Annotated in this window: 28 protein-coding genes; 18 read left to right on the forward strand and 10 right to left on the reverse strand. The window is 63.3% G+C overall.

What is annotated here, in order from left to right:
- The first annotated feature begins 149 nt into the window (after positions 1-149).
- Positions 150-1034, forward strand: coding sequence for a LysR family transcriptional regulator (locus P3T23_RS01580; protein ID WP_429314435.1), 885 nt, complete (start codon positions 150-152; stop codon positions 1032-1034).
- Here the strand turns inward: P3T23_RS01580 and P3T23_RS01585 are convergent.
- From P3T23_RS01585 to P3T23_RS01595, 3 genes are read right to left on the reverse strand one after another with little or no spacing between them, the layout of a single operon-like run.
- Positions 1013-1279 carry a hypothetical protein gene (locus P3T23_RS01585; RefSeq protein ID WP_429314436.1) on the reverse strand — a complete coding sequence of 89 codons (267 nt, stop codon included), beginning with the start codon at positions 1277-1279 and terminating at the stop codon, positions 1013-1015. The two genes, P3T23_RS01580 and P3T23_RS01585, sit on opposite strands and share 22 nt — an antisense overlap.
- Positions 1280-2548: an RNA polymerase sigma factor gene (locus P3T23_RS01590; RefSeq protein WP_429314437.1), complete on the reverse strand. Its 1269-nt coding sequence runs from the start codon at positions 2546-2548 to the stop codon at positions 1280-1282.
- Complete coding sequence (locus P3T23_RS01595; RefSeq protein ID WP_429314438.1) at positions 2545-2916, reverse strand: YciI family protein; 372 nt, start codon at positions 2914-2916, stop codon at positions 2545-2547. The genes P3T23_RS01590 and P3T23_RS01595 overlap by 4 nt, the downstream gene beginning before the upstream one ends.
- A gap of 396 nt (positions 2917-3312) precedes the next feature.
- Here P3T23_RS01595 and P3T23_RS01600 point away from each other — a divergent pair, with 396 nt between their 5' ends.
- The 12 genes from P3T23_RS01600 (at position 3313) to P3T23_RS01655 (ending at position 16128) form a co-directional block, all read left to right on the forward strand.
- Complete coding sequence (locus P3T23_RS01600) at positions 3313-5685, forward strand: bifunctional salicylyl-CoA 5-hydroxylase/oxidoreductase (RefSeq protein WP_429314439.1); 2373 nt, start codon at positions 3313-3315, stop codon at positions 5683-5685.
- Positions 5682-6467: an SDR family NAD(P)-dependent oxidoreductase gene (locus P3T23_RS01605; RefSeq protein WP_429314440.1), complete on the forward strand. Its 786-nt coding sequence runs from the start codon at positions 5682-5684 to the stop codon at positions 6465-6467. Before P3T23_RS01600 ends, P3T23_RS01605 begins: the two co-directional genes overlap by 4 nt.
- Positions 6464-7021, forward strand: coding sequence for a MarR family winged helix-turn-helix transcriptional regulator (locus P3T23_RS01610; protein WP_429314441.1), 558 nt, complete (start codon positions 6464-6466; stop codon positions 7019-7021). Before P3T23_RS01605 ends, P3T23_RS01610 begins: the two co-directional genes overlap by 4 nt.
- Before the next feature lie 126 nt (positions 7022-7147).
- Positions 7148-7999 (forward strand): enoyl-CoA hydratase family protein, encoded by an 852-nt coding sequence (locus P3T23_RS01615; RefSeq protein ID WP_429314442.1) that lies wholly within the window; start codon positions 7148-7150, stop codon positions 7997-7999.
- Between the two features lie 25 nt (positions 8000-8024).
- Complete coding sequence (locus P3T23_RS01620) at positions 8025-9209, forward strand: acyl-CoA dehydrogenase family protein (RefSeq protein ID WP_429314832.1); 1185 nt, start codon at positions 8025-8027, stop codon at positions 9207-9209.
- The gene (locus P3T23_RS01625) at positions 9206-9649 is read left to right on the forward strand and encodes an acyl-CoA thioesterase (RefSeq protein ID WP_429314443.1); all 444 of its coding nucleotides are present in this window, start codon (positions 9206-9208) and stop codon (positions 9647-9649) included. Before P3T23_RS01620 ends, P3T23_RS01625 begins: the two co-directional genes overlap by 4 nt.
- On the forward strand, positions 9646-10050 hold the full coding sequence (locus P3T23_RS01630) for a RidA family protein (protein ID WP_429314444.1): 405 nt from the start codon (positions 9646-9648) through the stop codon (positions 10048-10050). Before P3T23_RS01625 ends, P3T23_RS01630 begins: the two co-directional genes overlap by 4 nt.
- Positions 10051-10077: 27 nt before the next feature.
- Positions 10078-11715 (forward strand): AMP-binding protein, encoded by a 1638-nt coding sequence (locus P3T23_RS01635; RefSeq protein WP_429314445.1) that lies wholly within the window; start codon positions 10078-10080, stop codon positions 11713-11715.
- Between the two features lie 37 nt (positions 11716-11752).
- Positions 11753-12970 carry a dienelactone hydrolase family protein gene (locus P3T23_RS01640; protein ID WP_429314446.1) on the forward strand — a complete coding sequence of 406 codons (1218 nt, stop codon included), beginning with the start codon at positions 11753-11755 and terminating at the stop codon, positions 12968-12970.
- 257 nt (positions 12971-13227) lie between these two features.
- Positions 13228-13647, forward strand: coding sequence for a VOC family protein (locus P3T23_RS01645; RefSeq protein ID WP_429314447.1), 420 nt, complete (start codon positions 13228-13230; stop codon positions 13645-13647).
- A 30-nt stretch (positions 13648-13677) separates the two neighbouring features.
- Positions 13678-15186, forward strand: a complete 1509-nt coding sequence (locus P3T23_RS01650; protein ID WP_429314448.1) for a DHA2 family efflux MFS transporter permease subunit — start codon at positions 13678-13680, stop codon at positions 15184-15186.
- A 108-nt stretch (positions 15187-15294) separates the two neighbouring features.
- Positions 15295-16128 carry an AraC family transcriptional regulator gene (locus P3T23_RS01655; RefSeq protein WP_429314449.1) on the forward strand — a complete coding sequence of 278 codons (834 nt, stop codon included), beginning with the start codon at positions 15295-15297 and terminating at the stop codon, positions 16126-16128.
- An 82-nt stretch (positions 16129-16210) separates the two neighbouring features.
- Here P3T23_RS01655 and P3T23_RS01660 read toward each other — a convergent pair whose 3' ends face one another.
- Positions 16211-17698: a PLP-dependent aminotransferase family protein gene (locus tag P3T23_RS01660; protein WP_429314450.1), complete on the reverse strand. Its 1488-nt coding sequence runs from the start codon at positions 17696-17698 to the stop codon at positions 16211-16213.
- A 100-nt stretch (positions 17699-17798) separates the two neighbouring features.
- Here P3T23_RS01660 and P3T23_RS01665 point away from each other — a divergent pair, with 100 nt between their 5' ends.
- Both P3T23_RS01665 and P3T23_RS01670 read left to right on the forward strand, forming a co-directional pair.
- A complete protein-coding gene (locus tag P3T23_RS01665; RefSeq protein ID WP_429314451.1) occupies positions 17799-18440 on the forward strand; it encodes a pyridoxamine 5'-phosphate oxidase family protein in 642 nt (213 codons plus the stop codon).
- A 181-nt stretch (positions 18441-18621) separates the two neighbouring features.
- Positions 18622-19056 carry a cupin domain-containing protein gene (locus tag P3T23_RS01670; protein ID WP_429314452.1) on the forward strand — a complete coding sequence of 145 codons (435 nt, stop codon included), beginning with the start codon at positions 18622-18624 and terminating at the stop codon, positions 19054-19056.
- Between the two features lie 66 nt (positions 19057-19122).
- On the opposite strand, the gene P3T23_RS01675 is transcribed toward P3T23_RS01670, so the two are convergent.
- On the reverse strand, positions 19123-20541 hold the full coding sequence (locus P3T23_RS01675; protein WP_429314453.1) for a polyhydroxyalkanoate depolymerase: 1419 nt from the start codon (positions 20539-20541) through the stop codon (positions 19123-19125).
- A 205-nt stretch (positions 20542-20746) separates the two neighbouring features.
- Between P3T23_RS01675 and P3T23_RS01680 the strand changes: the two genes are divergently transcribed.
- Positions 20747-21403: a glutathione S-transferase family protein gene (locus P3T23_RS01680; RefSeq protein ID WP_429314454.1), complete on the forward strand. Its 657-nt coding sequence runs from the start codon at positions 20747-20749 to the stop codon at positions 21401-21403.
- Positions 21404-21435: 32 nt separating this feature from the next.
- Here P3T23_RS01680 and P3T23_RS01685 read toward each other — a convergent pair whose 3' ends face one another.
- Positions 21436-21846, reverse strand: a complete 411-nt coding sequence (locus P3T23_RS01685) for a DUF4440 domain-containing protein (protein WP_429314455.1) — start codon at positions 21844-21846, stop codon at positions 21436-21438.
- Between the two features lie 181 nt (positions 21847-22027).
- Here P3T23_RS01685 and P3T23_RS01690 point away from each other — a divergent pair, with 181 nt between their 5' ends.
- Together P3T23_RS01690 and P3T23_RS01695 are read left to right on the forward strand one after the other, a co-directional pair.
- Entirely contained in the window at positions 22028-22888 is an 861-nt protein-coding gene (locus tag P3T23_RS01690; RefSeq protein ID WP_429314456.1) for a MurR/RpiR family transcriptional regulator, read from the forward strand.
- 207 nt (positions 22889-23095) lie between these two features.
- Positions 23096-24442, forward strand: a complete 1347-nt coding sequence (locus tag P3T23_RS01695) for an aspartate aminotransferase family protein (protein WP_429314457.1) — start codon at positions 23096-23098, stop codon at positions 24440-24442.
- 59 nt (positions 24443-24501) lie between these two features.
- On the opposite strand, the gene P3T23_RS01700 is transcribed toward P3T23_RS01695, so the two are convergent.
- From P3T23_RS01700 to phoU, 4 genes are all read right to left on the reverse strand, one after another.
- Positions 24502-24732: a hypothetical protein gene (locus P3T23_RS01700; protein ID WP_429314458.1), complete on the reverse strand. Its 231-nt coding sequence runs from the start codon at positions 24730-24732 to the stop codon at positions 24502-24504.
- A gap of 172 nt (positions 24733-24904) precedes the next feature.
- Positions 24905-25321, reverse strand: a complete 417-nt coding sequence (locus P3T23_RS01705; RefSeq protein WP_429314459.1) for a hypothetical protein — start codon at positions 25319-25321, stop codon at positions 24905-24907.
- Positions 25322-25390: 69 nt separating this feature from the next.
- Positions 25391-25516, reverse strand: coding sequence for a hypothetical protein (locus P3T23_RS01710; RefSeq protein ID WP_429314460.1), 126 nt, complete (start codon positions 25514-25516; stop codon positions 25391-25393).
- Between the two features lie 255 nt (positions 25517-25771).
- Positions 25772-26479, reverse strand: a complete 708-nt coding sequence (gene phoU / locus P3T23_RS01715; protein ID WP_429314461.1) for a phosphate signaling complex protein PhoU — start codon at positions 26477-26479, stop codon at positions 25772-25774.
- Positions 26480-26580 lie beyond the last annotated feature (101 nt).

Below are 26580 nucleotides of genomic sequence, written 5' to 3' on the forward strand. Positions count from 1 at the left end.
ATACCACTCCTTCTATAGATGGGGCTCGATTGATCCGGGCGGATCGTTGAACGAGGAACTCTTGCGTTCAGTATAGGCATCGACATTGATGAATATGCGCAGCATTATTCACACTGTGAGATGCAAATTTGCATCAGGAGGGCGGCACGATGAACTGGGATGACGCGCGAGTGTTTCTCGCCGTGGAGCGCGAAAAAACGCTCCGTGGAGCGGCCAGGACGCTCAATCTCGATCAGGCGACCGTCGGCAGACGGATTGCGGCACTAGAGCACGCCCTACGTGCAACGCTCTTCCTGCGCACCTCTGAGGGTTACGCGTTGACCGCCGCAGGCGAGGCCGCGCTGAGATCAGCGGAGAAAATGGAACACTCCGCACACGAACTCGTCAGACGAACTCAAGGCACGGATACACGGCTTGCGGGGGACGTAAGAGTTACCAGCACCGACTCGATCGCGCTCGAATTCCTGCTTCCCGCCATCGAACGCCTGCATGCTGCGCATCCCGAAGTGCGCGTCCTGCTGGACACGTCGACGCGCATGCTCAATCTGGCAAAGCGTGAAGCGGATATCGCGGTCCGGTCAGTCAGACCGGATAATCCCGATCTTGTCGCGCGGCGTCTGGCTCGCTGGCCCATGGCGCTCTTTGCATCGAATGCTTATCTCGAGCAGCACGGCAAGCCCGCCGCTGGCTCCGCATTCGGGGGCCACGATCTTGTCGTCTATCAGGGAAACTGGACCGGTAATCGATCACCGACTCTTGCCGGCGAACCGATACATGCGGGGCGCATCGTATCGACCTTCAATTCCAGCCTCATGCTGCGTACCGCGGTAAAGGCCGGCATCGGCATCGGTGAGCTTCCGATACATCTGGCTGAACACGACGGCCTCGTGCAGATATGGCCGGAACCCGCACGTGGGGCGGTCTACGAAATCTGGCTCGTCACGCATCAAGACCTTCGGCATACCGCGCGCATCGCTGCAATGATTGACGGCATCGTCTCCGCGTTCGAAGTTCACACAACCCAAACAAAATAGTCACGCGCGACCTGGCTGCGGCTGCTGCGTGCCGCGTTACAAATAGTCTTCGGCAGCGTGCCACCGGCACCGGGCATGTTGATCGCCATCGGGGCCACCATGCGCGGCAGCAGGTGGCGCACCGCGAGACGGAGCTGTCCCGATGGGAACGGAACCGAACGGTCCGGACCGCGCAGCGCAGCGTGGGGTCTGAGCCGCGTCAGCGCGAGGCTTGCAACCTCGCGTGGCAAACGCAACGCGCCCATCTAACTTCTCGCCGATAACAGCTCGATGCGCTTGCGCTGCAGGAACCGGCGCACGGCCGGATCGCGCTCGAGTCCGATCGCGAGATCGTACGCGCCGAGCGCTTCGGCCGTCGCGCCGGCACGCGCGAGCAGATCGGCACGCGCGGCCCAGTACGGCTGGTAGTCGGCCAGCCTCGGATCGTCCGCATACGGCTCGAGCGCGTCGAGCGCCGCCTGCGGGCCGTCCCGTTCCGCCTGCGCGAGCGCGCGGTTCACCGCGACCACCGGCGACGCTGCAATCGCGAGCAGCGCATCGTAGAGCTGCACGATCTCGTCCCAGTTCGGGCGATGCGTCCGGCAGCGGTGGACGTGCGCCGACTGCAGCGCGGCCTCGAGCTGAAAGCGTCCGATTGCGTTGAATGCGTTCGCGCGCCGCAGCAGTGCGTTGGCTGCGTCGATCATCGGCGCATCCCATGTCGCCGGATCCTGAGCCGACAGCGGCACGTAGTCGCCGGCCGCATTGCGTCGCGCATCGCGCCGCGCCTGCGCATACAGCATCAGCGCGAGCAGACCAAGCGTCTCTGGCTCCTCGGGCAGCAGTTCGACCAGCAGTTGCGCAAGAAACAGCGCCTCGCCGGCGAGATCGCGCCGCTCGGTATCGCCGCCGACCGGATCGGTCCACCCTTCCGCATACGCTGCATAGACCGCTTCCAGCACCGCAGCGAGCCGGCCGGGCAACTCCTCGCGCTCCGGTACGCTGAACGGAATGCCCGCTTCGCGGATCTTGTTCTTCGCCCGCACGAGGCGCTTGCTCATCGCGGCGGGCGACATCAGGAACGCGGACGCAATCGTCTTTGCTTCGAGCCCCAGCACCACTTGCAGCATCAGCGGCGTGCGAATCGCGGCCTCGAGCGCAGGGTGCGTGCACGCGAACAGTAGCGCAAGCCGCCGGTCGGGCAACATGCCTGCTTCACGCTCGTCGATCTCGTCGGCGAGGATCGTGAGCTGGTTCGCCACTTCGTCGCCGACGCGGCGATGGCGTGCGCCGTCGATCGCCCGGCGGCGCGCAACCGTCATCAGCCACGCTTCGGGATTCGCGGGGCAGCCTCGCTTAGGCCAGTCCGCGAGCGCGGCCGCAAACGCGTCGGCCAGCGCGTCCTCGGCCGCGGCGACGTCGCGCGTGCGCATCGCCAGCAGCGCGACGAGCTTGCCATAACTGCGGCGAGCGACCGCCTCGGCAATCGAATGCGCGGCGCCGTCAGCGTCACGGCCGCCGCCGGACGGACTCATGCAACAGATGGCGCGTCGTACGGGGCAGTCCAGACCGGGCGCACCTCCATGAGGCCGTGTGCCGCGCCGGGACAACGCGACGCCCACGAGATCGCCGCGTCCAGGTTGGGCACGTCGATCAGGTAGTAGCCGGCGAGCTGCTCCTTCGAATCGGAATACGGTCCGTCAAGCACCTGCGGCTTGCCGTCGACGAGCCGCACCGTGGTAGCCGTGTTCGTGTGCTGCAGCCGGTTGGCGCCCACCAGCGCCTCGGCTTTTTTCAACGATTCGGTGTACGCCTGATAGGCGGCGACCCCTTGCTGCCGCTCGCTGTCAGTCATCTGGTTCCAGCTGTTTTCTTCCGAATAGATCATCAATAGGTATTGCATATGAGCCTCCGTCATGGGGTTAAGGCGGGTGAATTACATCGGGCCGCCATCACAATGACGCTCGGTCCGCATGCTGACGGACAGGCGGCGTCGAAAAAATTGCGAATGACGCACCGGCCTTACTCGTTCGCCTCCGTCGAGGACCCTGCGCGTGGCAACTTCGGGCGAGCCCGCCATCCCCTCCGCGCGGCTATCAATTTCACCACACCATTGCAGACCGCATTAAAGCCCGGTTCCCGCAGGTATCGCGACAATCCCGGCGAGGGTCCTGACAGACTTCATTCTCGCCTCTTTCAGAGCACTGAGTTTCCTGCCTCTCCCCCCGGGTTTCCATTTACTTGACATCTAAACTATCTAGGACTAAATTAAATCCCGTAAACCACGTAAGGAGCGGGTATGCGCATCGTCTGTATCGGGGGAGGCCCCGCCGGGTTGTACTTCGGCCTGTTGATGAAGGGACGGAACCCGGAGAACGAAGTCACCGTAATCGAACGCAACCGCCCTTACGACACGTTCGGCTGGGGCGTCGTGTTCTCGGACCAGACGCTCGGCAACCTGCGTGCGGCCGACGCGCCCAGCGCCGACATGATCCTCGACGCCTTCAATCACTGGGACGACATCGAGATCAACTTCCGCGGCGAGAAGGTCCGTTCGTCAGGCCACGGCTTCTGCGGGATCGGACGCAAGCGTCTGCTTAACATCCTGCAGGCGCGCTGCGAGGAACTGGGCGTCAAGCTGGTCTTCGAAACCCAGGTCACGGATGACGACCTCTATGACGCCGACCTGATCGTCGCCTCGGACGGCCTGAACAGCGCGATCCGCCAGAAGTATGAGGCGACCTACCAGCCCGACATCGACGTGCGCCATTGCCGCTTCGTCTGGCTCGGCACGAAGAAGCTCTTCGACGCCTTCACATTCGCATTCGAAGAAACCGAATGGGGCTGGTTCCAGGCCCACGCGTACCGCTTCGACGACAGCACATCGACCTTCATCGTCGAAACGCCTGAGCACGTCTGGCGCGCTGCCGGTCTCGACGAAATGAGCAAGGAAGACAGCATCGCGTTCTGCGAGCGCATTTTTGCCAGATACCTGGACGGCAATGCGCTGCTCTCCAATGCAAGCCATCTGCGCGGCTCGTCGCAATGGATCCGCTTCCCGCGCGTCGTCAACAAGGAATGGGTGCACTGGAAACCGCGCGCCGGCGGCGGCAAAACGCCGGTCGTCCTGATGGGCGACGCCGCCCATACCGCGCATTTCTCGATCGGCTCCGGCACCAAGCTAGCGCTTGAAGATTCCATCGAACTCGCCAACAGCATCGGCGCCCATCCCGGCGACCTTCCGGCCGCGCTTGCGCACTACACGGAAGTGCGCAGCGTCGACGTCCTGCGCATCCAGAACGCGGCGCGCAATTCGACGGAATGGTTCGAACACGTCGACCGCTACACGTCGTTCAAGCCGGAACAGTTTGCGTATTCGCTGCTGACGCGCTCGCAGCGCATCTCGCACGAAAACCTGCGCGCCCGCGATGCACGGTATCTGTCCCAGTTCGAAGACTGGCTCGCCTCTGAAGCCGGTGTCACGCGCGACGACGGCAAGCGCCCGATCCCGCCGATGTTCACGCCATTCAGGCTGCGCGGCGTGACGTTGAAGAACCGCGTCGTCGTATCGCCGATGGCGCAGTACTCGGCGGTCGACGGCATTGCCGGCGACTACCACCTGATGCATCTCGGCGCCCGCGCAATGGGCGGGGCCGCGCTGGTGATGACCGAGATGACCTGTGTATCGCCGGAAGCGCGCATCACGCCGGGATGTCCCGGCATGTATGCGCCTGAGCATCTCGTTGCATGGCGCCGCATCGTCGATCTCGTGCATGCGCAATCGGACGCGAAGATCGGCATGCAACTCGGCCACGCTGGAGCGAAGGCATCGACGCGCGTCGCGTGGGAAGGCATCGACCAGCCCTTGCCTGACGGCAACTGGCCGCTCGTGTCCGCCTCGCCGCAGCAGTATCTGCGCGGCGTGAGCCAGTGGTCGCGCGAGGCCACGCATGAGGACCTGCGTTCGATCGAAGCCGAATTCGTGCGTGCCACCGAAATGGCGGACGCTGCCGGCTTCGACTGGCTCGAACTGCACTGTGCACACGGGTATTTCCTGTCGAGCTTCCTGTCGCCGCTTACCAACCAACGCACGGATGAATACGGCGGCTCGCTTGCGAACCGTCTGCGCTATCCGCTGCAGGTCTTCGCTGCGATCCGCAAGGTCTGGCCGCAGGACAAGCCGATTTCCGTGCGCATTTCCGCCAACGACTGGGTGGAAGGCGGCACCACGCCGGACGACGCCGTCGAAATCGCGCGCGCGTTCAAGGCAGCCGGTGCGGACATGATCGACGTCTCGTCGGGACAGGTCAGCAAGGAAGAGAAGCCCGTGTACGGCCGCATGTTCCAGACGCCCTTCGCCGACCGCATCCGCAATGAAGCCGGCATCGCGACGATCGCCGTTGGCGCGATTTCCGAAGCCGATCACGTGAACAGCATCATCGCAGCCGGACGCGCCGATCTGTGCGCGGTTGCGCGTCCGCATCTGGCCAATCCTTCGTGGACGCTCAACGAAGCCGCGCGCATCGGTTATTTCGATGTGATGTGGCCCAGGCAGTACACCGCGGCAAAGTCGCAGCTCGAACGCAATCTGGAACGTGAACGCGCGCAGGCCATCGAGAATGCGCGGCTCTCGCCGCAGGAGCGCGCCCAGCGCGCGGAGGGAACAACGTGAACAACACGTGGCAGGGACTTGAAGGCCGGCACGTCGTCGTGACCGGCGGCGGTAGCGGCATCGGTGCGGCCACCGCGCAGGCGCTGATTCGCGCTGGCGCGCGCGTGACCTTGATGGGCCGCGATCCGGCGAAGCTCGCTGCACAACGCGATGCACTCGAAGCGGCTGGGCAAGTAGAAGCGCTCAGCGTCGACGTCACGCAGGAAGCGGCCGTCGCCACCGCGTTCGCGCGGGCTGCGGAGCGCTTCGGTCCGGTCGACGTGCTCGTCAATAACGCGGGCCAGGCCCAGGCCGCGCCGTTCGCGCACACCGACATGGCGCTCTGGCAACGCATGCTCGACGTCAACCTGACGGGCGTCTTCCTTTGCACCCGCGCCGTGTTGCCTTCGATGCTCCAACGCGGCGGCGGCCGGATCGTCAACGTCGCAAGCACCGCGGGGCAGACCGGCTATGCCTACGTCGCGGCGTACTGCGCGGCGAAACATGGCGTGATCGGCCTCACGCGTTCGCTCGCTCTCGAGGTCGCGACGAGAGGCATCACCGTCAATGCAGTGTGCCCCGGCTATACCGAGACCGAACTGCTGCGCGCATCGCTCGACCAGATCACGGCGAAAACCTCGCGCAGCGAACAGGAGGCGCGCGAAGCCTTGCTGCGTCAGAACCCCCAACGCCGTTTCGTCGCGCCGGAAGAAGTCGCGAACTCCGTGCTCTGGCTGTGTGCGCCAGGTTCCGACGCGATCACGGGCCAATCGATTTCCATCTCCGGTGGAGAAGTAATGTGACCAACGCTGCCAACGTGAAGAAAAACGCTGCCGCCGAAGCAAAAAGCACGCGCAAAGGCGTAGCCAAGCCCGCCGGGAATGTCGTCGACATGGAGATGAGCACCGGCGCGGATAGCCATATGGGCTTGCGTCTGTGGCTGCGGATGCTGACCACCACCAACCTCGTGCAAGCCGAGCTGCGCAAGCGTCTGCGCAACGAATTCGACACGACGTTGCCGCGTTTCGACCTGATGGCGCAGCTCGAGCGCCATCCCGAGGGCCTGAAGATGACCGAGCTGTCGCGTCGCCTGATGGTGACCGGCGGCAACGTGACCGGCATCACCGACCAGCTCGAGAAAGAAGGCCTCGTCACCCGTGACGTCGATCCGAACGACCGTCGCTCGATCAGCGTCAAGCTCACACCGAATGGCCGCGCATTGTTCGACAGGATGGCCGTCGCGCACGAACAGTGGGTCGTCGAAATGTTCGGCGGCCTTGGCCTCGACGACAAATCGCGGATGCATCAGCGCCTCGGCAAGCTGAAACAACATCTGCTCGACACCCTCGGCGATTGATTGATACCGCACTGTAACTTGCATGGGACCAAAGTAGGTGCTCTGCATGGGACCAAAGTAGGCGCTAAAGCGCCAACTCTGGTCGACACGCTAAAGCGCCAACTCTGGTCGACACAGGAGAGATTCATGACACAGCACAACGCCGACGCCCTGCTCGCCGGCAATCGCCTGAAACTTGCGAACTACGAAGCACGGCATTTCGGCTGGTCCGTCAACGCCGGCGTCGCCACCGTCACGCTGAACCGTCCGGAGCGCAAGAATCCGCTGACGTTCGAATCGTATGCCGAACTACGCGACCTGTTTCGCCAGCTCGCGTATGCAACCGATGTGAAGGCCGTCGTGATCCACGGCGCGGGCGGCAATTTCTGCTCCGGTGGCGATGTGCATGAAATCATCGGACCGCTGATCGACCTGCCGATGCCCGAACTGCTGATGTTCACCCGCATGACCGGCGATCTGGTGAAAGCGATCCGCCACTGCCCGCAACCGGTCGTCGCGGCCGTCGATGGCGTGTGCGCCGGCGCGGGCGCGATCCTCGCGATGGCGTCCGATCTGCGTCTTGGCACCGCGCGCAGCAAGCTCGCCTTCCTGTTCTCGCGCGTGGGTCTCGCCGGTTGCGACATGGGTGCGTGCTCGATCCTGCCGCGCATCATCGGCCAGGGTCGCGCGACCGAACTGCTGTTGACGGGTCGCTCGGCAAGCGGCGAGGAAGGCCACGCGTGGGGCTTCTACAACCGTCTTTGCGATCCGGATGCGCTCCTCGCCGAAGCCACGCAACTCGCGGCCGATCTCGTCGCCGGTCCGACTTTCGCGCATGGCATCACAAAGAAGATGCTGCATCAGGAATGGAGCATGAGCGTCGACGAGGCGATCGAATCCGAAGCGCAGGCTCAGGCGATCTGTATGAGCACACGCGACTTCGATCGGGCGTATCGCGCCTTCGCGGCGAAAACGCGACCGGTGTTCGAAGGAGACTGAGTTGAGCACCTCACAGACAACAGACATGCACGGCGCGCTCGCGTGGCCGTTCTTCGAAAACCATCATCGCGCGCTTGCCGCCGGTGTCGAAGCGTGGGCCGCGGCCAACCTCGGACATGAGCCGCACGACGACGTCGATGCGACCTGCCGGCAGCTCGTGCGCAAGCTGGGCGAGGCGGGCTGGCTGAAATACGGCGTCGGTGGGCTCGCCTACGGCGGACACGGCGACACCATCGACACGCGCGCGGTCTGCCTGCTGCGCGAAACGCTCGCGAAGCACTCCGGCCTTGCCGATTTTGCGCTCGCGATGCAGGGACTTGGATCAGGCGCAATCTCGCTCGCCGGCACGCACGAACAGAAATCGCGTTATCTGCCGCGTGTCGCGCGTGGCGAGGCGCTCGCAGCGTTTGCGCTGTCTGAACCCGAAGCCGGATCGGACGTCGCGGCGATGGCGCTGTCGGCACGCGCGGAAGGCGACACGTACGTACTCGACGGCGACAAGACGTGGATCTCGAACGGCGGCATCGCCGACTTCTACGTCGTCTTCGCGAGAACGGGCGAAGCGCCCGGAGCGCGCGGCATCACCGCATTCATCGTCGATGCGGATACGCCGGGACTGCAGATCGCCGAGCGCATCGACGTCATCGCGCCGCATCCGCTCGCGCGCCTGCACTTCGCAGGCGCACGCATCCCGCGCAGCCAGATGCTCGGCGTGCCGGGCGAAGGCTTCAAGATCGCGATGCGCACGCTCGATATCTTCCGCACGTCGGTTGCGGCTGCGTCGCTCGGTTTCGCGCGGCATGCGATGCAGGCAGGCCTCGAACGCGCCGCCTCGCGCAAGATGTTCGGCCAGACGCTCGGCGACTTCCAGTTGACGCAGGCAAAGCTCGCGCAGATGGCGCTGACGATCGACAGCAGCGCGCTGCTCGTCTATCGCGCCGCGTGGCTGCGCGATCAGGGCGAAAGCGTCACGCGCGAGGCAGCCATGGCGAAGTGGCACGCAAGCGAAGGTGCGCAGCAGGTGATCGACGCAGCCGTGCAGCTTTGGGGCGGCATGGGCGTGCAAAGCGGTACAGCCGTCGAAATGCTGTATCGCGAGATTCGCGCGCTGCGCATCTACGAAGGCGCAACCGAAGTGCAGCAACTGATTGTCGGACGCGATCTTCTGAAGGCGCATGCCGTCGCGCAAGAGCGGGGGAAGAGCCGATGAGCGCGATCTTCGAGCTGCCGGTACGCATTCGTTTCTCGCATTGCGATCCCGCCGGCATCGTGTTCTTTCCGCAGTATCTGGTGCTCACCAACGCGCTCGTCGAAGACTGGTTCACCGATCGCCTGAACATCGACTACGCGCACATGATCGAACAGCGCCGGATCGGCCTGCCGATCGTCAAGCTCGAATGCGAGTTCTCGCGGCCGAGCCGGATGGGCGAAACAGTCACGCTATCGCTATCCGTCGCGTCGATCGGGCGGCGTTCGATACGGCTCGACATCGTCGGTCAGTGTGGTGACGAAGTCCGTTTTCGCGCGCACCAGGTCCTGGTGACCACATCGCTAGAGACGGGCAACTCCATCGATATTCCCGACGACATCGCCACCGCACTCGCGATGTTCGCCCCGCAGCATCAATCCTTGCAGGAGCTTCGCTCATGAAAAAATCTCTCCTGCCGCAAGGCTGGATCAAGCCGCGCGGCTACGCAAACGGCGTCGCCGCGACCGGCACGCAGGTGTTCATCGCCGGCCAGATCGGCTGGGACGAACAGGCCCGTTTTCAGAGCACCGAATTCGCGGCGCAGGCCATCCAGGCGCTGCGCAACGTGGTGGCCGTACTGCGTGAAGCGAACGGCAAGCCCGAGCATCTGGTGCGCCTCACGTGGTATGTCACGGACAAACGCGAATACCTCGCCTCGCTGAAGGAAATCGGCGGTGCGTTCCGCGAGCTGATCGGCGACTACGACATCGCGATGAGCGCGGTGCAGGTCGTCGCGCTCATCGAAGACGAAGCGAAAGTCGAAATCGAAGCCACAGCAGTGATCCCCCACGAAGCCCGCTAAACCTCTTTCTCGCTCCGGGAGACCAGGATGGAACCGTCAGCACACGTCGATACCTTTGCACGGGACAACCTCCCGCCGCAGGAACAATGGCCGGTGTTTCTGCTCGACAATCCCGACGTGGCCTATCCGGCGCGTTTGAACTGCGCAACGGAACTGCTGGACCGGACCGTCGAAGGGGGTCATCGCGACCGTCCGGCGATCTGGTCTGAAGTCGACGGGCAGCCTCACGCCACCACGTACGGCGAACTGCTGGCGCTGGTCAATCGCAGCGCCCATGTCCTGATCGAGGACATGGGCCTGCAACCCGGCAACCGCGTGCTGCTGCGCGGGCCGAATACGTTGCAGATGGCCGTGGCATTTCTCGCCGCCCTGAAAGCCGGGCTCGTCGTCGTGCCGACAATGCCACTGCTGCGCGCAAAAGAGCTCAAGCAGGTCATCGACAAGGCGCGCGTGAGCGCCGCCCTGTGCGATGGGCGCCTGACCGACGAACTCAGGCGCAACAGCGATGCGGAAGATGAGTTCTTCTGCCCGGACCTCAGACAGATCTGCGTCTTTCACGACGACTCAGCCGGTTCGCTTGAAACACTGGCGGCCAGCAAGCCCGCCGACTTTACGGCCTGCGACACCGCAAGCGACGACGTGTGCCTGATCGCCTTTACGAGCGGCACAACCGGCGCGCCGAAAGGCTGCATGCATTTTCATCGCGATGTCCTCGCGATGTGCGACCTGTTCCCCCGCCATGTGCTGAAGCCATCGGCTCAGGATGTGTTTTGCGGCACGCCTCCGCTGGCATTCACGTTCGGTCTTGGCGGCATGTTGTGCTTTCCGCTGCGCGTTGGCGCATCGACGGTGCTGATCGAGCGGCTCACGCCGGAAACGCTGCTGCAAACAGTCGAACGCTATCGCACGACGATCATGTTCACCGCCCCGACCTTCTACAGGCAGATGGCGCCGCTGCTGCCGCGCTTCGATATCACGAGCCTGAAGAAGACCGTCTCCGCCGGCGAAGCGCTGCCCGATTCCACACGCACGCTGTGGCGCGACGCGAGCGGCATCGAAATGATCGACGGCATCGGCGGCACGGAGCTGATCCATATTTTCATTTCAGCGGCTGGCAACGAGGTGCGCCAGCACGCGATCGGCCGCGCGGTGCCGGGTTACGTGGTGCAGGTGGTCGACGATGAAATGAAGCCCGTGCCACGCGGCACCATCGGCAAACTCGCCGTGCGCGGTCCAACCGGTTGCCACTATCTGGCCGACCCGCGCCAGGAGAAGTTCGTGCGCGACGGCTGGAACCTGCCCGGCGACAGCGTCTATATGGACGACGACGGCTACGTCTTCTATCAGGCGCGCGCCGACGACATGATCGTCTCCGCGGGCTACAACATCTCCGGTCCGGAAGTGGAAAGTGCGCTGATGCAGCACGAGGCGGTGGCAGAGTGCGGGGTAATCGGCGTCGCCGACGAGATGCGCGGCCAGATCGTCAAGGCGTTCGTGGTGCTGCGTGCGCCGTATCAGCCAGGTGACAAACTGGTCGCAGAACTGCAGGATTTCGTGAAAAATACGGTTGCGCCGTACAAGTATCCGCGCATCATCGAGTTCATCGACGCGTTGCCGCGCACGGAAACTGGCAAGCTCAAACGGTTTGCGTTACGCACGATGTAGATCACCCCGACACCGTCATTCCTGCAGGAGAGCGCTCATGGCCGGATCTTTCATCGAAGTCGTCGCCCAGGATGGCGGCCGTTTCAATGCGTACATGGCCCGTCCAGCGCAAGGTTCGGGCCCGGGGCTCGTGCTGCTGCAGGAGATTTTCGGCATCAACGACTATATGAGGTCGATGGCCGACCGCTACGCCGAAGAGGGCTACGTCGTGCTGGTGCCCGATCTGTTCTGGCGCATGAAACCGGGCATCGTGCTCGGTTATGGCGAGGCGGACGTCAAGCAGGCGTTGGGGTATCTTGAACGCTTCGACATCGACCGCTCGATCGACGACATCGCGGCCACGCTCGCCGCATTGCGCGCGTTGCCCGAGCAGGTCGGCAAGGTCGGCGCGATTGGCTACTGCCTCGGCGGCAGGCTCGCCATGCTTGCCGCGGCGCGCACTGACGTTGATTGCGCGGTGAGCTACTACGGCGTCGGTTGCGAAGCGTATCTGGACGAGGTGCAGACCATCCGCTGCCCGATGGTGTTCCATTTTGCTGAGAACGACGCACTCTGCCCGCCGGACGTACGTGAGCGCATCAGCGCCGCGTTGCGCCAGCGGCCGCAGATCGAACAGTACGTCTATCCCGGCTGCGATCACGCGTTCGCCACACCGGCGCGTCCGCAGTACAACAAACCCGCGACGATGATGGCGTATTCGCGCACGCTCGCGTTGCTGCGCAAGGTGCTCGGCCCGGTGTACGACCTCAACGCGCTGTGGGAACAGCACTGCTACTACGAGTTCGCGACCCGTGATGTCGATTCGGTGATGCCGACAATGGTCGCCGACCCTTACGTCAATCACGTGCCGACGATGACGGGCGGCGTCGGCTACGACAACCTGAAGCGCTTCTATACAAAGCACTTCGTCAACTCGAACCCCGACGATACAAAGCTGATTCCGATTTCGCGCACTATCGGCGCGGATCGCATCGTCGATGAGTTTATTTTCAGCTGTACCCATTCGCGCGAAATCGACTGGATGCTGCCCGGCGTCGCGCCGACCGGCAAGTATTTCGAGGTGCCGATGCTGGCCATCGTGTGCTTCCGGGGCGACAAGCTGTACAACGAGCACATCTATTGGGATCAGGCATCGGTGCTCGTGCAGATCGGGCTGCTGAACCCGACTGGCCTGCCGGTGGCAGGCATCGAAAGCGCGAGGAAACTGCTGGACGAGACGTTGCCCTCGAACGCCTTGATGGGAGACAAGGCGTAAGCATGGGGTGGCGGCCGCATGCGCGGCCCGCGTATCAGCAGGCGCTGGAGCGCGGCGGTCCTTACGAGCTGTTGAGCTGAAGTGATTGAATGCCGCATGCACTGTGCGGCATTCACATGAGGTCATTCAGGAAGCACATTGCCGGGCGCGGGCTCCGGCAGCGTAAACAAGGTCAGGAAGCGTTTCACCACCTTCCTGTTACCAGCAATCGTTAGAGTACTAAACTGCAATCTCAATCTGAAACGAAGGAGACAGTCATGCCAGTACTCGAGTCCTATCTGTTTTTCAACGGCAAATGCGCCGAAGCGATGCGCTTTTACGAGCGCACGCTCGGCGGCAAGCTCGAACGCATGATGACTTACGGCGAGGGTCCTGGCTGCGACCAGATGGCACCCGAAGCGCGCGACCTGGTCATGCATGCGCGCCTCGTGCTCGACGAGCGCACGTTGATGGCTTCCGACTGCCCGCCCGACCGGCCGTACGAAGGCATGAAGGGTTTCTCGCTGTCGCTGGTGTATCCCACCGCCGCCGACGCGCAGCGTATATTCGACGCATTGGCAGACGGCGGCCAGGTCATCATGCCGCTGCAGAAGACATTCTGGGCCGAAGCATTCGGCATGACGACAGACCGCTTCGGCACGCCATGGATGGTCAACGGCGGGATGGCCCCCCTTTGAAGCGACAAGGCAGAACACGGAGACTCGGGCATGACGCATAACATCGACGGCAAGAAGCGCTGGCTGGCACTCATCGTCCTCTGCATGGGCGTGTTGATGATCGTCCTGGACACGACGATCGTGAATGTCGCGCTCCCGTCGATTGCGACAGATCTCGGATTCTCCGAAACCGCGCTGGTATGGGTCGTCAACGCCTACATGCTGACCTTCGGCGGTTTCCTGTTGCTGGGGGGACGGCTGGGCGATCTGTTCGGACATCGGCGGCTGTTCCTTGCCGGTATCGCGCTCTTCACGCTCGCGTCCCTTGCATGCGGACTCGCGAACGCCCAGGGGCTGCTGGTCTTCGCGCGCGCTGTGCAGGGGTTGGGCGGCGCCGTGGTGTCGGCGGTCTCGCTGTCGTTGATCATGAACCTGTTCACCGAAACGGGGGAGCGTGCGAAAGCGATGGGGGTCTATGGCTTCGTGTGTGCCGGAGGCGGAAGCATTGGTGTACTGCTCGGCGGACTGCTCACGAACGTGCTGAGCTGGCACTGGATCTTTCTCGTCAATCTACCGATCGGCATCGCCGTCTATGCGCTGTGTCTTACATTGCTGCCCGCCGGGCGCGGCCAGGCAGAGGCGGGCAGGCTCGACGTCGCGGGTGCGGCAACCGTCACCGCATCGCTGATGCTCGCGGTCTATGCAATCGTGAATGGCAACGAAGCCGGCTGGACGTCGCTGGAAACGATCGGCTTGCTCGTCATCGCCGCGGCGCTGCTTGCGCTTTTTCTTGGCATCGAGTCACGCGTGCGTCATCCGTTGATGCCGCTCGGTCTCTTCACGTTGCGCAACGTCGCGACGGCAAACGTCGTCGCTGTGTTGTGGGCAGCGGCCATGTTCGCGTGGTTCTTTATCTCGGCGCTTTATCTGCAACGCGTGCTGGGTTATCCGCCGTTTCAGGTCGGCCTCGCTTTCCTGCCGGCGAACGTGATCATGGCGTTCTTCTCGCTCGGTCTGTCGGCACGGCTAGTGATGCGCTTCGGTCTGCGATTGCCGCTCGCAGTCGGTCTGCTGATCGCGGCGTGCGGACTGGCGCTGTTCGCGCGCGCGCCGCTCGACGGGCACTTTGCCATCGACGTGCTGCCCGGCATGATCCTGCTCGGCTTCGGTGCGGGCATCGCGTTCAACCCGCTGCTGCTCGCCGCGATGAGCGACGTGAAGCCGGAGGATTCCGGGCTTGCGTCGGGCCTCGTCAACACGGCTTTCATGATGGGCGGTGCGCTCGGTCTCGCGATTCTCGCAAGCCTCGCCGCCGCACGAACCGGCAACCTGCTCGGCAGCGGTGCGCAGCCGCGCGCCGCACTCAACGGCGGTTATCACGTCGCCTTCATGTCGGGCGCGGTCTTTGCGGCCGCGGCAGGCGTGCTTGGCGGACTGTTGCTGCGCCGGGGCGCAAAGGCTGGCGCCGGGCAGAGCGGAGCCACCGATCGCGGCGAAGGGCACAGCCGCCGCGGCGCATCTGGCCGGGCAGGCAGCGATACGGCCGCACGCAGCGGCTGAATCTCACTCCCCACAACCGATGGTCTCGCGACGCATGTTGCGCAATAGCGATCAAATGCGCCGCGCGGCGCACCGCTATGCTGGTTTCATGCTGATATGAGAGCTGGCATGAACCCCGTCGGAAAAGCACTCTGGTTTATCGAAAGCCACTTCGCGCGCGATATCACGCTCGATGACATCGCAAGCGGTAGCTGTGTGTCCCGCTTCCACCTGTCGCGGGCGTTCGAAGCCGCGACCGGCCGTTCGGTGATGCGCTATGTGCGCGGCCGGCGCCTGTCGGAAGCGGCCCGCTCGCTCGCGGACGGCGCTCCGGATATTCTGGCGGTCGCAGTCGAGGCGGTATACGGCTCTCATGAGGCATTCACCCGTGCGTTTCGCGATCAATTCGGGATCACGCCCGAAGCGGTCCGCGCGCAAGGATCCGTATGCAACATCGAACTCGTGGAGCCGATCATCATGGACCAGTCATTTCTCGAAGACCTCGCGCCACCGCGCATCGAAGACGGCAAGGCGCTGCTCATCGCAGGCCTTTGCGAACGCTATACGTGTGAGCAGAGCGCCGGCATTGCCGCGCAGTGGCAACGCTTCGGGCCGCATTTCGGCAAGGTGCCGGGACAGGTTGGACAGATCGCCTATGGCGTCTGCTTCAACCAGGACGATGCGGGAAATTTCGACTATCTGTGCGGCGTCGAAGTGACCGACTTCTCGGCGCTGCCGGCAGACTTTGCACGCGTGCGTATCGGCGAACAGCGCTATGCGGTGTTTGCGCACCGCGAGCACATTTCGACGATCCGGCAAACCTGGAATACGATCTGGAACAAATGGCTGCCCGAGTCGGAACATGAGGTCGCAGACGCGCCTGTTTTCGAACGCTATGGCGAGCAGTTCAATCCGATGACGGGTATGGGTGGGTTCGAGCTTTGGATTCCGCTTAAGGTGTGAGGGGTGGCATGCGAATCGCTGCTGCGCAAACAGGATCGTGCGGGACGTCGCCTCGCTGTAAGTCGCCCCGCGTGATCCCCGTCTACCGGCCACGCGCAGCTAACAACGCGTCAATCACATCCGCCAGCCGCGCAACAAGCCCATCGATCTCATCAGCAGGCACGCCCGCATAGCCGAGCACAAAGCCGTTATATCGGCCCGCATCTTCCGCAGGCAGGCAATACCGGCTGACGGGCGGTACGACGATGCCCTTCGTCAACGCGATGTCGCTGATCTCCACGTCCGGGAGCGGCACATCGAGCCGCACCGTCAGGTGCATGCCGCCCGCGCCGCCCGATACCGTCACAACACCACGCAGATGGCGTTCAAGCGCCTCGAGCAGCGCGCGGCGTCTGTCCGAATAGAGCCGCCGCATGCGACGCAGATGACGGCTATACATGCCGCTATCAATGAAATCCGCGAGCGCGATCTGGTCCGCGACGCGACCGCGCCGCGTGATCTCGCCCATCGTCAGCGCGATCGCGTTCGCCAGTTGCGCCGGCACGACCATGAAGCCGAGCCGCAACGCAGGAAACAGCGTCTTGCTGAAGGTCCCGACATAGAACACCGGCGCATCGGGCGCGAGCCCCTGGACGGCGGACAGCGGCGGCCCTTCATGGCGGAATTCGCTGTCGTAGTCGTCTTCAATGATCCAGGCGCCATGCGCGCGCGCCTCATCGATCAGCGCAACGCGCCGCTCCAGACCAAGCACGCTGCCAAGCGGGTATTGATGAGACGGCGTGATGTAGATCAGCTTGGGCGGCGCATCCTGCCAATGCGCCGGCGTCGGCGCAATTCCTTGCGCATCGACCGGAATCGGCACGATCCGGAGCCCTGCCGACTGAAACGCAGCACGCGCGCCGTTGTAACCGGGGTTTTCGATCCACGCCGTATCGTCGCTATCGGCCAGCATGCGCGCGGCTGCGTCGAGGCCGGTCTGCGTGCCGTCGGTGATGAACACCTGTTCGACATCGCAACGCACGCCGCGCGACACCTTCAGATAATCGGCAACCGCCCGCCGCAGCGAAGGATGCCCCTGGCTGCCGCCATAACCCAGATCGGTGACGTCGACCCTGCGCCATGCGCGCTCCATCGCCGCGCGCCACTGGGCAAGCGGGAACTCGTCGAGCGCGGGCAGGCCAGGGCGAAACGCGACGTGCTCTTCCAGCGCCTCCCGATCGTTGCGCAGGCCGCCCACGCGCCGCGACAAGCCCACTGACAGCTGTCTGTCGAGCGCCGCCGACGGTTGCGCGTGCAGCCCAAGATGCGCCACGACGGAGCCATGCCGATCGGCTTCGAGAAAGCCTTCCGCGGCGAGACGCTCGTACGCGTACAGCACGGAATTGCGCGCGATGCCGAGTTCTTCCGCCAGCACGCGCGTGGCCGGCAAACGCGAACCCTGCGCGACCTTGCCGTCGAGAATCGCGCTGCGCAACGCTTCGTACAACAACCGCTGACGCGGCAACCGACGACCGTTCGACTGAGCCGCGCTTTCTTTCGCGTGTGTGGAAAGCAGCAATCCAAAATCCATGTGCCTCGTGGCTCCAGAAATAGTGTCTGCCGTGGGTCTACTCGTAGTGCCACGAAAACCCTATTCTGCCAGCACACAACCAACAAGGGGAACCACACTCATGGATATGAAGGCAAAAGCACCGACTGACCGTACGCGCGTGCGCCGCGTGCCGGAGCGCGGCGATTACGAACGCGCGACGCTGGATGCGATCGTCGACGCCGCGCACCTTTGCCATCTCGCCTTCGCCGACGAACGCGGCGTGCACTGCATTCCGATGGTCTGCTGGCGCGAAGGCGATCATCTTTATCTGCACGGCTCGAACGGCAGCCGGTTGATCAGGCAGGCGGCATCGGGCGCGCAGGTCTGTGTGACGATCACCCACCTCGACGGGCTGGTGCTGGCGCGCTCGGCGTTCCATCACTCGATGAATTACCGCTGCGCGGTGATCTATGGCGTCTGCGAGCGCGTCGCCGACGAAGACAAGGCCGCCGCACTCGACGCCTTCATGGAAACCATCGCCCCTGGACGCTCCCGCGAGGTTCGGCCGGGCAACGCAAAGGAACTGGCCGCAACCACCGTGCTACGCCTGCCGCTCGACGAATTCGCCTGCAAGATCCGCGAAGGCGGCCCTAAAGACGACGAGGACGACCTGGACCTGCCGGTCTGGGCCGGCGTGCTGCCGCTGGTACTGGCGCCGCACAGCGCCGTGCCCGACGGCGCCTACGAACAGACGCCTGAGTACATCGCGAAGTGGCGTTGAAGCCAGCGACGCATCCGGATGCCGCGCGCCGATGCTATTTCCCGTCGGTCGCGCGTATCTGCGCGGGGATCGTGACGCCCGATCCGTCACCCGCCCTTGCGCGCCCGCATGGAATGTTTGATGCTTGAGAAAACGGCCCCTATGTCGTTCCCCTGACCGTTCATCATTCTGGAGCGCGATCATGACTTCCGGATTCGCCACTGAGTTTTCGCACGTCCATCCACAAGATACGCCCTGGGAGGATCAGGGGCTGCGCGACTTCTTCCTGTATCGCGATCTCGGCATCGGACAGGCGACCGGCGGCAAAGTGCTGGCGCAACTCGTCAAGGCAAACATTGCACCACAGGAAGGCACCGGCTGGCACCGTCATGAGGCCGATTTCCATATCGTGATCATGCTGAAGGGCTGGGCGCGCTTCATGTACGGCGACAAGGAAACGCTGGTCGCCGCCGGGGATTGCGTGCATCAGGCGCCCGGCATCGTCCACTATCTGTTCGACTACTCCGAAGATATGGAGTATCTGGAGATCGTCTCTCCCGCCGACTTCAAGACCGTGGGCGTCGAAGGTCCCTGCGCGGTGCCACCGGTCACGCCCTGGAACAGCGAAGCGGCCTGAGCGGGCCGCTGTGGAGGCGGAGCGGTCATGCGACCGCTCTCGCCGTGCTTCCCGCAAGCGGCGGACCTACCCCGTCACGCTGTTACGCCGTAACGGAAACACGTTTGTAGCAACCGGCTCATCGCCGCCGGGCCCATCGGCCTCGGTAACGCCGCTCGCAGCGGGCGCCGCGGGCGCGGAACCCGGCGGCGGACTGATCAGCGACGCAGCGGCAAGCTGAATCGGCGCCGCACGCGCGCTGACGACAACCGCCCGCGGCTCGTTGTCGTGAATCACACTGCGCACACGCGGGTAGATGTGCCGGTCCCAGCGCCGCCCGTTGAACACGCCGTAGTGACCCACGCCGGTCTGCACATGATGCGTCTTCAGATACGGTCGCAGCTTGTCGCACAGATCCTGCGCCGCCAGCGTCTGGCCGACCGCGCAGATATCGTCCTTTTCGCCTTCGACCGTCAGCAGCGCCGTGCGCCGGATCGCCGACGGGTCGACGCGCCGTCCGCGCACTTCGAGCACGTGCAACGGCAGCGCGTGACGCTGGAATACCGTATCCACCGTTTCCAGATAGAAATCGGCGGTGAGATCCATCGTCGCGAAATATTCCTCGTAGAACACGAGAATCGCGTCGGCCTTCTGATGGTCGCCCCTCGCGCGTTCGTCGTGCATGGTTTCGAATGAGTCGAGATGGCGCCCCAGGTTCATCGCCATGAATGCGGCCAGTTGCACAAACCCCGGATAGACCCGGCGCGTCGCCCCCGCAAAACCGAACGGCACGGCGCTGATCAGATTCTGTTCGAACCACTCGATCGGCTTGCTCTTCGCGAGCTCGTTCACGCGCGTCGGATTGACCCGCGTGTCGATCGGTCCGGCCATCAACGTCATGCTCGCGGGCTGCGCCGGATGGTTGTCGGCGGCCATCAGCGAGACTGCCGCCAGCGCGGCCACCGTTGGCTGGCACACCGCCAGCAGGTGCGCACCGGGGCCGATCTGGTCCGTGAAGTCGATCACGTGCTGCACGAATTCATCGAAGCCGAAGCGCCCTTCTATCAGCGGAACATCGCGCGGGTTGTGCCAGTCTGTGATGTAGACGTCGTGTTCCGGCAGCATGGTGCGGACCGTGCCGCGCAGCAGTGTCGCAAAGTGTCCCGACATCGGCGCAATCACCAGTACACGCGGCTGCGGTTGCGCTGGCGCATGGTCCTTGCGGAAATGGAGCAGCGAGCAGAACGGCGTCGCAGCACTGATTTCTTCGACGACCCCAACTTTTTTGCCGTCGACTTCAACCGAGCCGATGTCAAATGGAGGACGATGGTGCGTAAGGCCCGCAAGCGTGATCAGTTCACAGGTCGCACGCAGTGAACGGCCTTGCGGGGTATCGGCCAGGTCCGGCCACATTTCGAGGGACCGGTTCATCAGCGAAGCGCCGTGCCGGAAAGGCAGCGTCGCGTCGGCGAAGGTCTGGTAGGCAGGATAGGCAAACAGATTCATAGCCTTCGCACGAATGCCCTAAAGGAGTGAAGCCAACAACAGGCAATACGTATGCCAGGCAGGACTCACGCCCGGCCCGCCAGCCGCATCGCCCTGGCATGGCACTTGCGCGATTCCGCCCGGAGCGCGCGCTTTGCTGTTATTTGGTGCGCACTCCGCACAATACAGTGCACGTCTGTGTGCAGCGCGCGATCAGGAGATTCGTATGGCGAATACCACGCTTACCATCAGCAGCAAGAACTATTCGTCCTGGTCGCTGCGCGGCTGGCTGCTCACCAGACTCAGCGGACTGCCTTTCGAAGAGATCGTCATGCCGATCGACGATCCCGCCGCGCGCGCGGAACTGCTGCTGCTGTCGCCATCGATACTCGTACCGTGTCTGTTCCACGACGATATCAGGATATGGGACACGCTGGCCATAGCTGAATATCTGAACGAGATCCGCCCCGAGGCTGGCCTCCTGCCCGCCGACCGGCGCGAACGCGCGCACTGCCGCTCGATCTGCGGCGAGATGCATTCGGGCTTCAGTTCGCTGCGCTCGGCACTGCCAATGAACCTGAAAGCGCACTTCCCTGACTTCAAGGTGTGGGCGCGTGCGCAATCCGATATTGAGCGGATTGTTGCAATCTGGAGCGAGTGTCTCGCGCAGTACGGTGGGCCGTTTCTGTTCGGCGAGCGGCCGACTGCCGCCGACGCGATGTACGCGCCCGTCGTCACGCGCTTCGTGACGTATGACGTCAAGCTCGAACCGGAAATCGTCGCGTACGGACAGCGCATTCTCGCGCTCCCGGACATGCAGCAGTGGATTGCGGACGCGCAAAAGGAAGTGGAGGAAATCGACGAACTGGATGTCGAGTTTTGAAGCGCGGCTAGCGCCTGTTTAGCTCATCTTGGTCAGGCATCCTGCACGATCGTTCCCTGGTGGAAGACGATCTTCCAGTCGGCGCCGACGCGTTCCCAGACCGTCGAGCGGCGCGTTTCCCGCGCGCCCTGGCGCAGCGAGTAGGTCAACAGATAGACGTCGGCGGCAAGCCGCTGGCAGTGGAAGTCGCAGCTTTCCCAGTCGTCGTCGAGCGGCGGCGACGCGTAGCGCCGTTCGAGTTCGTCGAGAACAAACGCCCGGCTGTAACGCCTGCCGGACGCGCCCGTTTCCCAGAAGCCCGCGGCCGTCATCCTCTCGAAGTCGGCGCGCGTCGTACCCCACTCCGGACGATGAAAAACTGGCTCGCGGCTCGCCAGTTCGTCACGAACGGCGATCAGATCCGGTTCGGTGATGCGCGAAGGTTCACAAAGGGCGTGCGTCATGTCGGAAACTCCAGCTGGTGCCAGCAAGGTTTCAGGGGTCATGCCGCGCGATGCGGCATCCGAGGCAGCTATATCGTATTCCTTTCGTCTTCACCTTTGCTCACGACACGCCTCTACTTAGGCCTTGCCGGCACGACGGCCGCTACGTAACATTTGTTGTCACCCAAACGAGTCCCTGTCCGTGCCACCGACCTTTGACGAACTGGCCGCGCTCATTCGCGCCAGATTCCCGGATTTCAGCCCTCAATTCCAGGCAGGCGCTGCCTACCTGTTGAATTTCCCGGACGAAGTCGCAGTATCGTCGATGCGCAAGGTGGCTCAAGGCGCGAAAGTGCAGCCGGCGGCGCTCGTCCGGCTGTCGCAGACGCTCGGCTTTCCAGGCTGGAACGAACTGCGCGAACTCTTTGTCGCGCGCCTTCGCACGCGGCCCGAGCCACTGAGCAGCAAGGCCCGTGCGCTGGTGAAAGGCGGCTCGCGCGAGGCGCTGGCAACGAATATGGGCGCGGCCCAGCAACACAACCTCGCGGCAACGCTCGCGCAGAGCGGGGGCCGGATACCGGACGCGGCCCGTTTGCTCAAAAAGGCCTCTCATGTCCACATTGCCGGGTTCCGCTCCTGCTACCCGATCGCGTTTAGCCTGCTCTATGGCTACCGGCTGTTCCGCTCCACGGTGAGCCTTGTCTCCGGCGAGGCCGGTACCCTCGAAATGCAGTTGCGCAGCATCGCGAAAGGGCATGCAACAGTTGTTGTCAGCTTTGCGCCCTACTCCCGCGAAGCGGCCAGGGTCGCTGAGGCAGCGAAAGAGCAAGGCAGCCGCCTCATCGCCATTACCGACAGCGCTGTCGCGCCGATTGCGCTGAATGCGGACCAGGTGCTGCTCTTTTCGCACGAGAGCCCATCCTTCTTCCCGTCGCTCGTCGCGGCGTCTGCGATCGCCGAATCGCTTGTCGCGCATCTGCTCGCCCTTGAGGGCGAGGACGCCGTCAGGCAATTGTCCGACGCAGAGAAAGCCCTGCACGAGAAGGGGTCGTACGTCGGCTGACCGGATTCCCGGTCTGTGCTCGCCCAGCCAGCGCGCCTGAGCCCGCCGGGCGAGAGCCAGGGTTTCCCGCCCTGCAAATTTCTGTTGACGTCTTTTTTGGGGTAATAGTATCCGCCTTGACAACACATGTTTCTGTACGTATAAATTCAACATCGCATGTTGCGGCGTAGCGTGTTGTCGCCAGTCCCCCGCATCCTGAGGCAAAGAATGACGACCGTATTTCACCGCGCGCCCCGCGCAACACTTCCCGTCGCCGTGGCTGGCGACGGCATCGAGATCATCGATTCCAACGGCAGGCGCTACATCGACGCATGCGGCGGCGCTGCGGTTTCCTGCCTTGGTCACAGCAATCAGCGGGTCATCGACGCCATCAAGCGTCAGGCGCAGAAACTCCCTTATGCACATACATCGTTCTTCACGACAGACATTGCCGAAGAACTCGCGGATCGCCTCGTCGATGCAGCGCCTAAAGGGCTGGGACATGTGTACTTCGTCTCCGGCGGTTCCGAGGCTATCGAGGCTGCGCTGAAACTTGCACGTCAGTATTTTGTGGAGAAGGGGCAGCCCGAGCGGCGCCATTTCATCGCGCGCCGCCAGAGCTATCACGGCAACACGCTGGGGGCGCTCGCCATCGGCGGCAACGCATGGCGTCGTGAACCGTTCCTGCCGATCCTGATTGAGGCGCACCACGTCACCCCTTGCTACGCGTATCGCGAACAATGCGCGGGCGAGACGGAAGAAGCATTCGCACAACGTCTCGCAGACGAACTCGAAGCAAAGATTCTCGAACTCGGACCGGATTCGGTTGCGGCCTTTGTCGCGGAAACCGTCGTCGGCGCGACGGCTGGCGCCGTGCCGCCGGTGCGCGAGTACTTCCGCAAAATTCGTGAAGTCTGCGATAAGTATGGCGTTCTGCTGATTCTCGATGAAATCATGTCAGGCATGGGGCGCACGGGCTATCTCTTCGCATGCGAGGAAGATGGCATCTCGCCCGACATTCTCACCATCGCCAAGGGGCTGGGCGCCGGCTACCAGGCCATCGGCGCCACGCTTGTCAGCGACGAAATCTATAACATCATCGTCGCCGGCTCCGGCTTCTTCCAGCACGGCCACACGTACATCGGCCACGCCACGGCATGTGCGGCAGCACTCGAGGTGCAGCGTGTCATCGCGGAAGACAGGTTGCTCGACAACGTGAAGGCGCGCGGCGAACAGCTGCGTTCGCTGCTCCGCGGCCACTATGCGGATCACCCTTTTGTAGGGGACGTACGGGGGCGAGGTCTTTTTGTCGGCGTCGAACTCGTCCAGAATCGCGACACCAAAGCACCCTTCGACCCGCAGAAGAAACTGAACTCAGTCGTCAAGAGCGAGGCGATGAAGCGCGGGCTGATGGTCTATCCGATGGGTGGCACCGTCGACGGCAATCAGGGCGACCATATTCTTATCGCCCCACCGTTCATCTGCACGGAGCAGCAGATCGAAACCATCGTCGGCCGGTTGACGGATGCCGTCGACGCAGCCCTGTCTTCTATCGGCGCCTCGGCAACCCGCTAACGACTATTCATACGGTCGCCGGCGCGGAGTGACGATATGCGCGCCGGTGTCTCATGACGTTATACGTGATTTTCCAGTAGCGCCAACAGGTCGTCCTCGCTTGGGCGGGTACCCCAGTTGCGCGCGCCGGCTACGGAAGCAATGGCAAACCATGAGTGCGGCGGGAACCACTCGCGAATCAGAACGCCGTCCTGTCGAACGAGTAGCTGGCCCGTCTGTTCGCTAAACTCAGCGGACATCTGCTTGCCGCCAAGTTGCGCCGTAACCGATCGAGAGCTGTTTCGTGACATGGTGCCTCTCCAGGGTCATCAGCCTCAGGCCGACGGATCATCCGCGGCCGTCGCGACTGCGTGGCAAATACACCGCGCGGCAGATCAAGGATCTCTGACCAACACGGCTCACAGGAGACAATGCGCCTGCAACAGGCACGGCGCGCTGGGCGCGCTGGCAGCAGCGTGGCTGTTAGTGATCGCCGTGATTGCCGCGTCCGCCTTCATCGTGACCATGATTCCAGTCGTTTCGCGGGCCGTCGCCGCCATGGTCGTGTCCCCAACCATCGCGCGGACCGCGGTGGTCGTTGCCAGCTTCACGCCAGTCCCGGTCATCGTGGTGGCGTGCTTCCCAGTCACGACGTGCCCAGTAACGGTGTCCATCGTAGTACCGCTCGCCGTACCATCCCGGCGCGATGACGACAGCAGGAGGTGGCGGCGCATACACGACGGGAGGAGGTGCTGCATACACTGGCTCTGGTGCATACGCCACGCCAGGGATGCCGATGTTCACACCGACGTCCACGTGTGCGAGGGCAAGCGACGACATGCTGCCGCCCACTCCGGCAATCAACGCCATCGCAAGCCAGCGAGTGCTTGAGATTCTCATAACCGCTTCTCCGGATTGATATTGAGGGGACCGTCCGGTCACAAGGACCGGGGCGGCCCGCCTGGGTTTTTAGTAGCGGTCGCGATAGTGGTCGTGATCGTGATAGGCGTAGCCGCCTTCCGGCACGACAATACATCCGCTGAGCGCGCTTCCAAGGGATATTGCCAGCAGCATCAGCGCCAAGGTTCGTTTCATACGGTGCCCCGCTCGTTAGTGTTGAGTCAACTATATCGGGTGAGCAAATTACCGGTGTGTTTGTGTGTATCCAAACGTGTACTTTGAAACAGCTCACCGTGACGTATTCCTGGCGCGCCTGTGCAGCCAGCGATGCGCTGGTTACATGTGAGTTCGACGAGAGTGGGAACGTTGACGCCGCCGCTGGATCGATTCCGATGCGAGGCTGATCCCGGTCGATGCGGTGCGATTTTGATTAGAGACAACCACTCCGCTTCAACTATCGGACGCCATGCCCTCGATGCGTTGTAACGGCTGGTGGCGAACGTCGGTGCCGTGCACCACGTAGACGACGGATTCGGCGAGGTTGGTCGCGTGGTCGCCGATGCGCTCGATGGCCTTCGCGATGAAAAGATAATCCAGCCCGGCAGAGATGGACCGCGGGTCTTCCATCATGCAGGTGACCAGCTTGCGCATGAAGGCACGGAACTCGTTATCGATAGACACATCGTCGCGAATGATCTGTCTTGCCGACTCCGTGTCCATGCGCGCGAACGCGTCGAGCGCCCTGCGAAGAATCTGCAACGCCATCTCGCCCGAGTTCTTGATTTCAGCGATGTCGACGCTGCGTCCCGCCCGATTCATCGCAAGGCTGCGAATCCGCTTGGCGATCTTGCTGGCCTCATCGCCCGCGCGCTCCAGGTTCGTGACGCATCGGGAAGTCGCCATCAGAAAGCGCAGGTCGCGAGCAGCCGGTTGCCGACGCGCAATGACGTTGCTCACTTCTTCGTCGATTTCGACTTCCATCGTGTTGAGTCGACGCTCACCCTCGAGGACCTGTTCGACGAGTGGTAAATCGAAGGTATCCAGGGCATCCATCGCCGAGGCGATCTGCTGTTCCACGAGACCGCCCATCTCCAGCAACCGGCCGGTGAGCCGCTTGAGGTCGCCATCGAATGTGCTCGAAGTGTGCTTGTCCGACATGTTCGTTCCTGCGCGAAACTGCGAGTCCGATAATTCTGCGGCTGCGGGCGGCATCGTGACCCGAACCGTCATGCGTGTGAACGATTACAACCTCATCCGTC

The organism is Paraburkholderia sp. GAS448 (assembly GCF_050435685.1).
Lineage (GTDB): Bacteria > Pseudomonadota > Gammaproteobacteria > Burkholderiales > Burkholderiaceae > Paraburkholderia.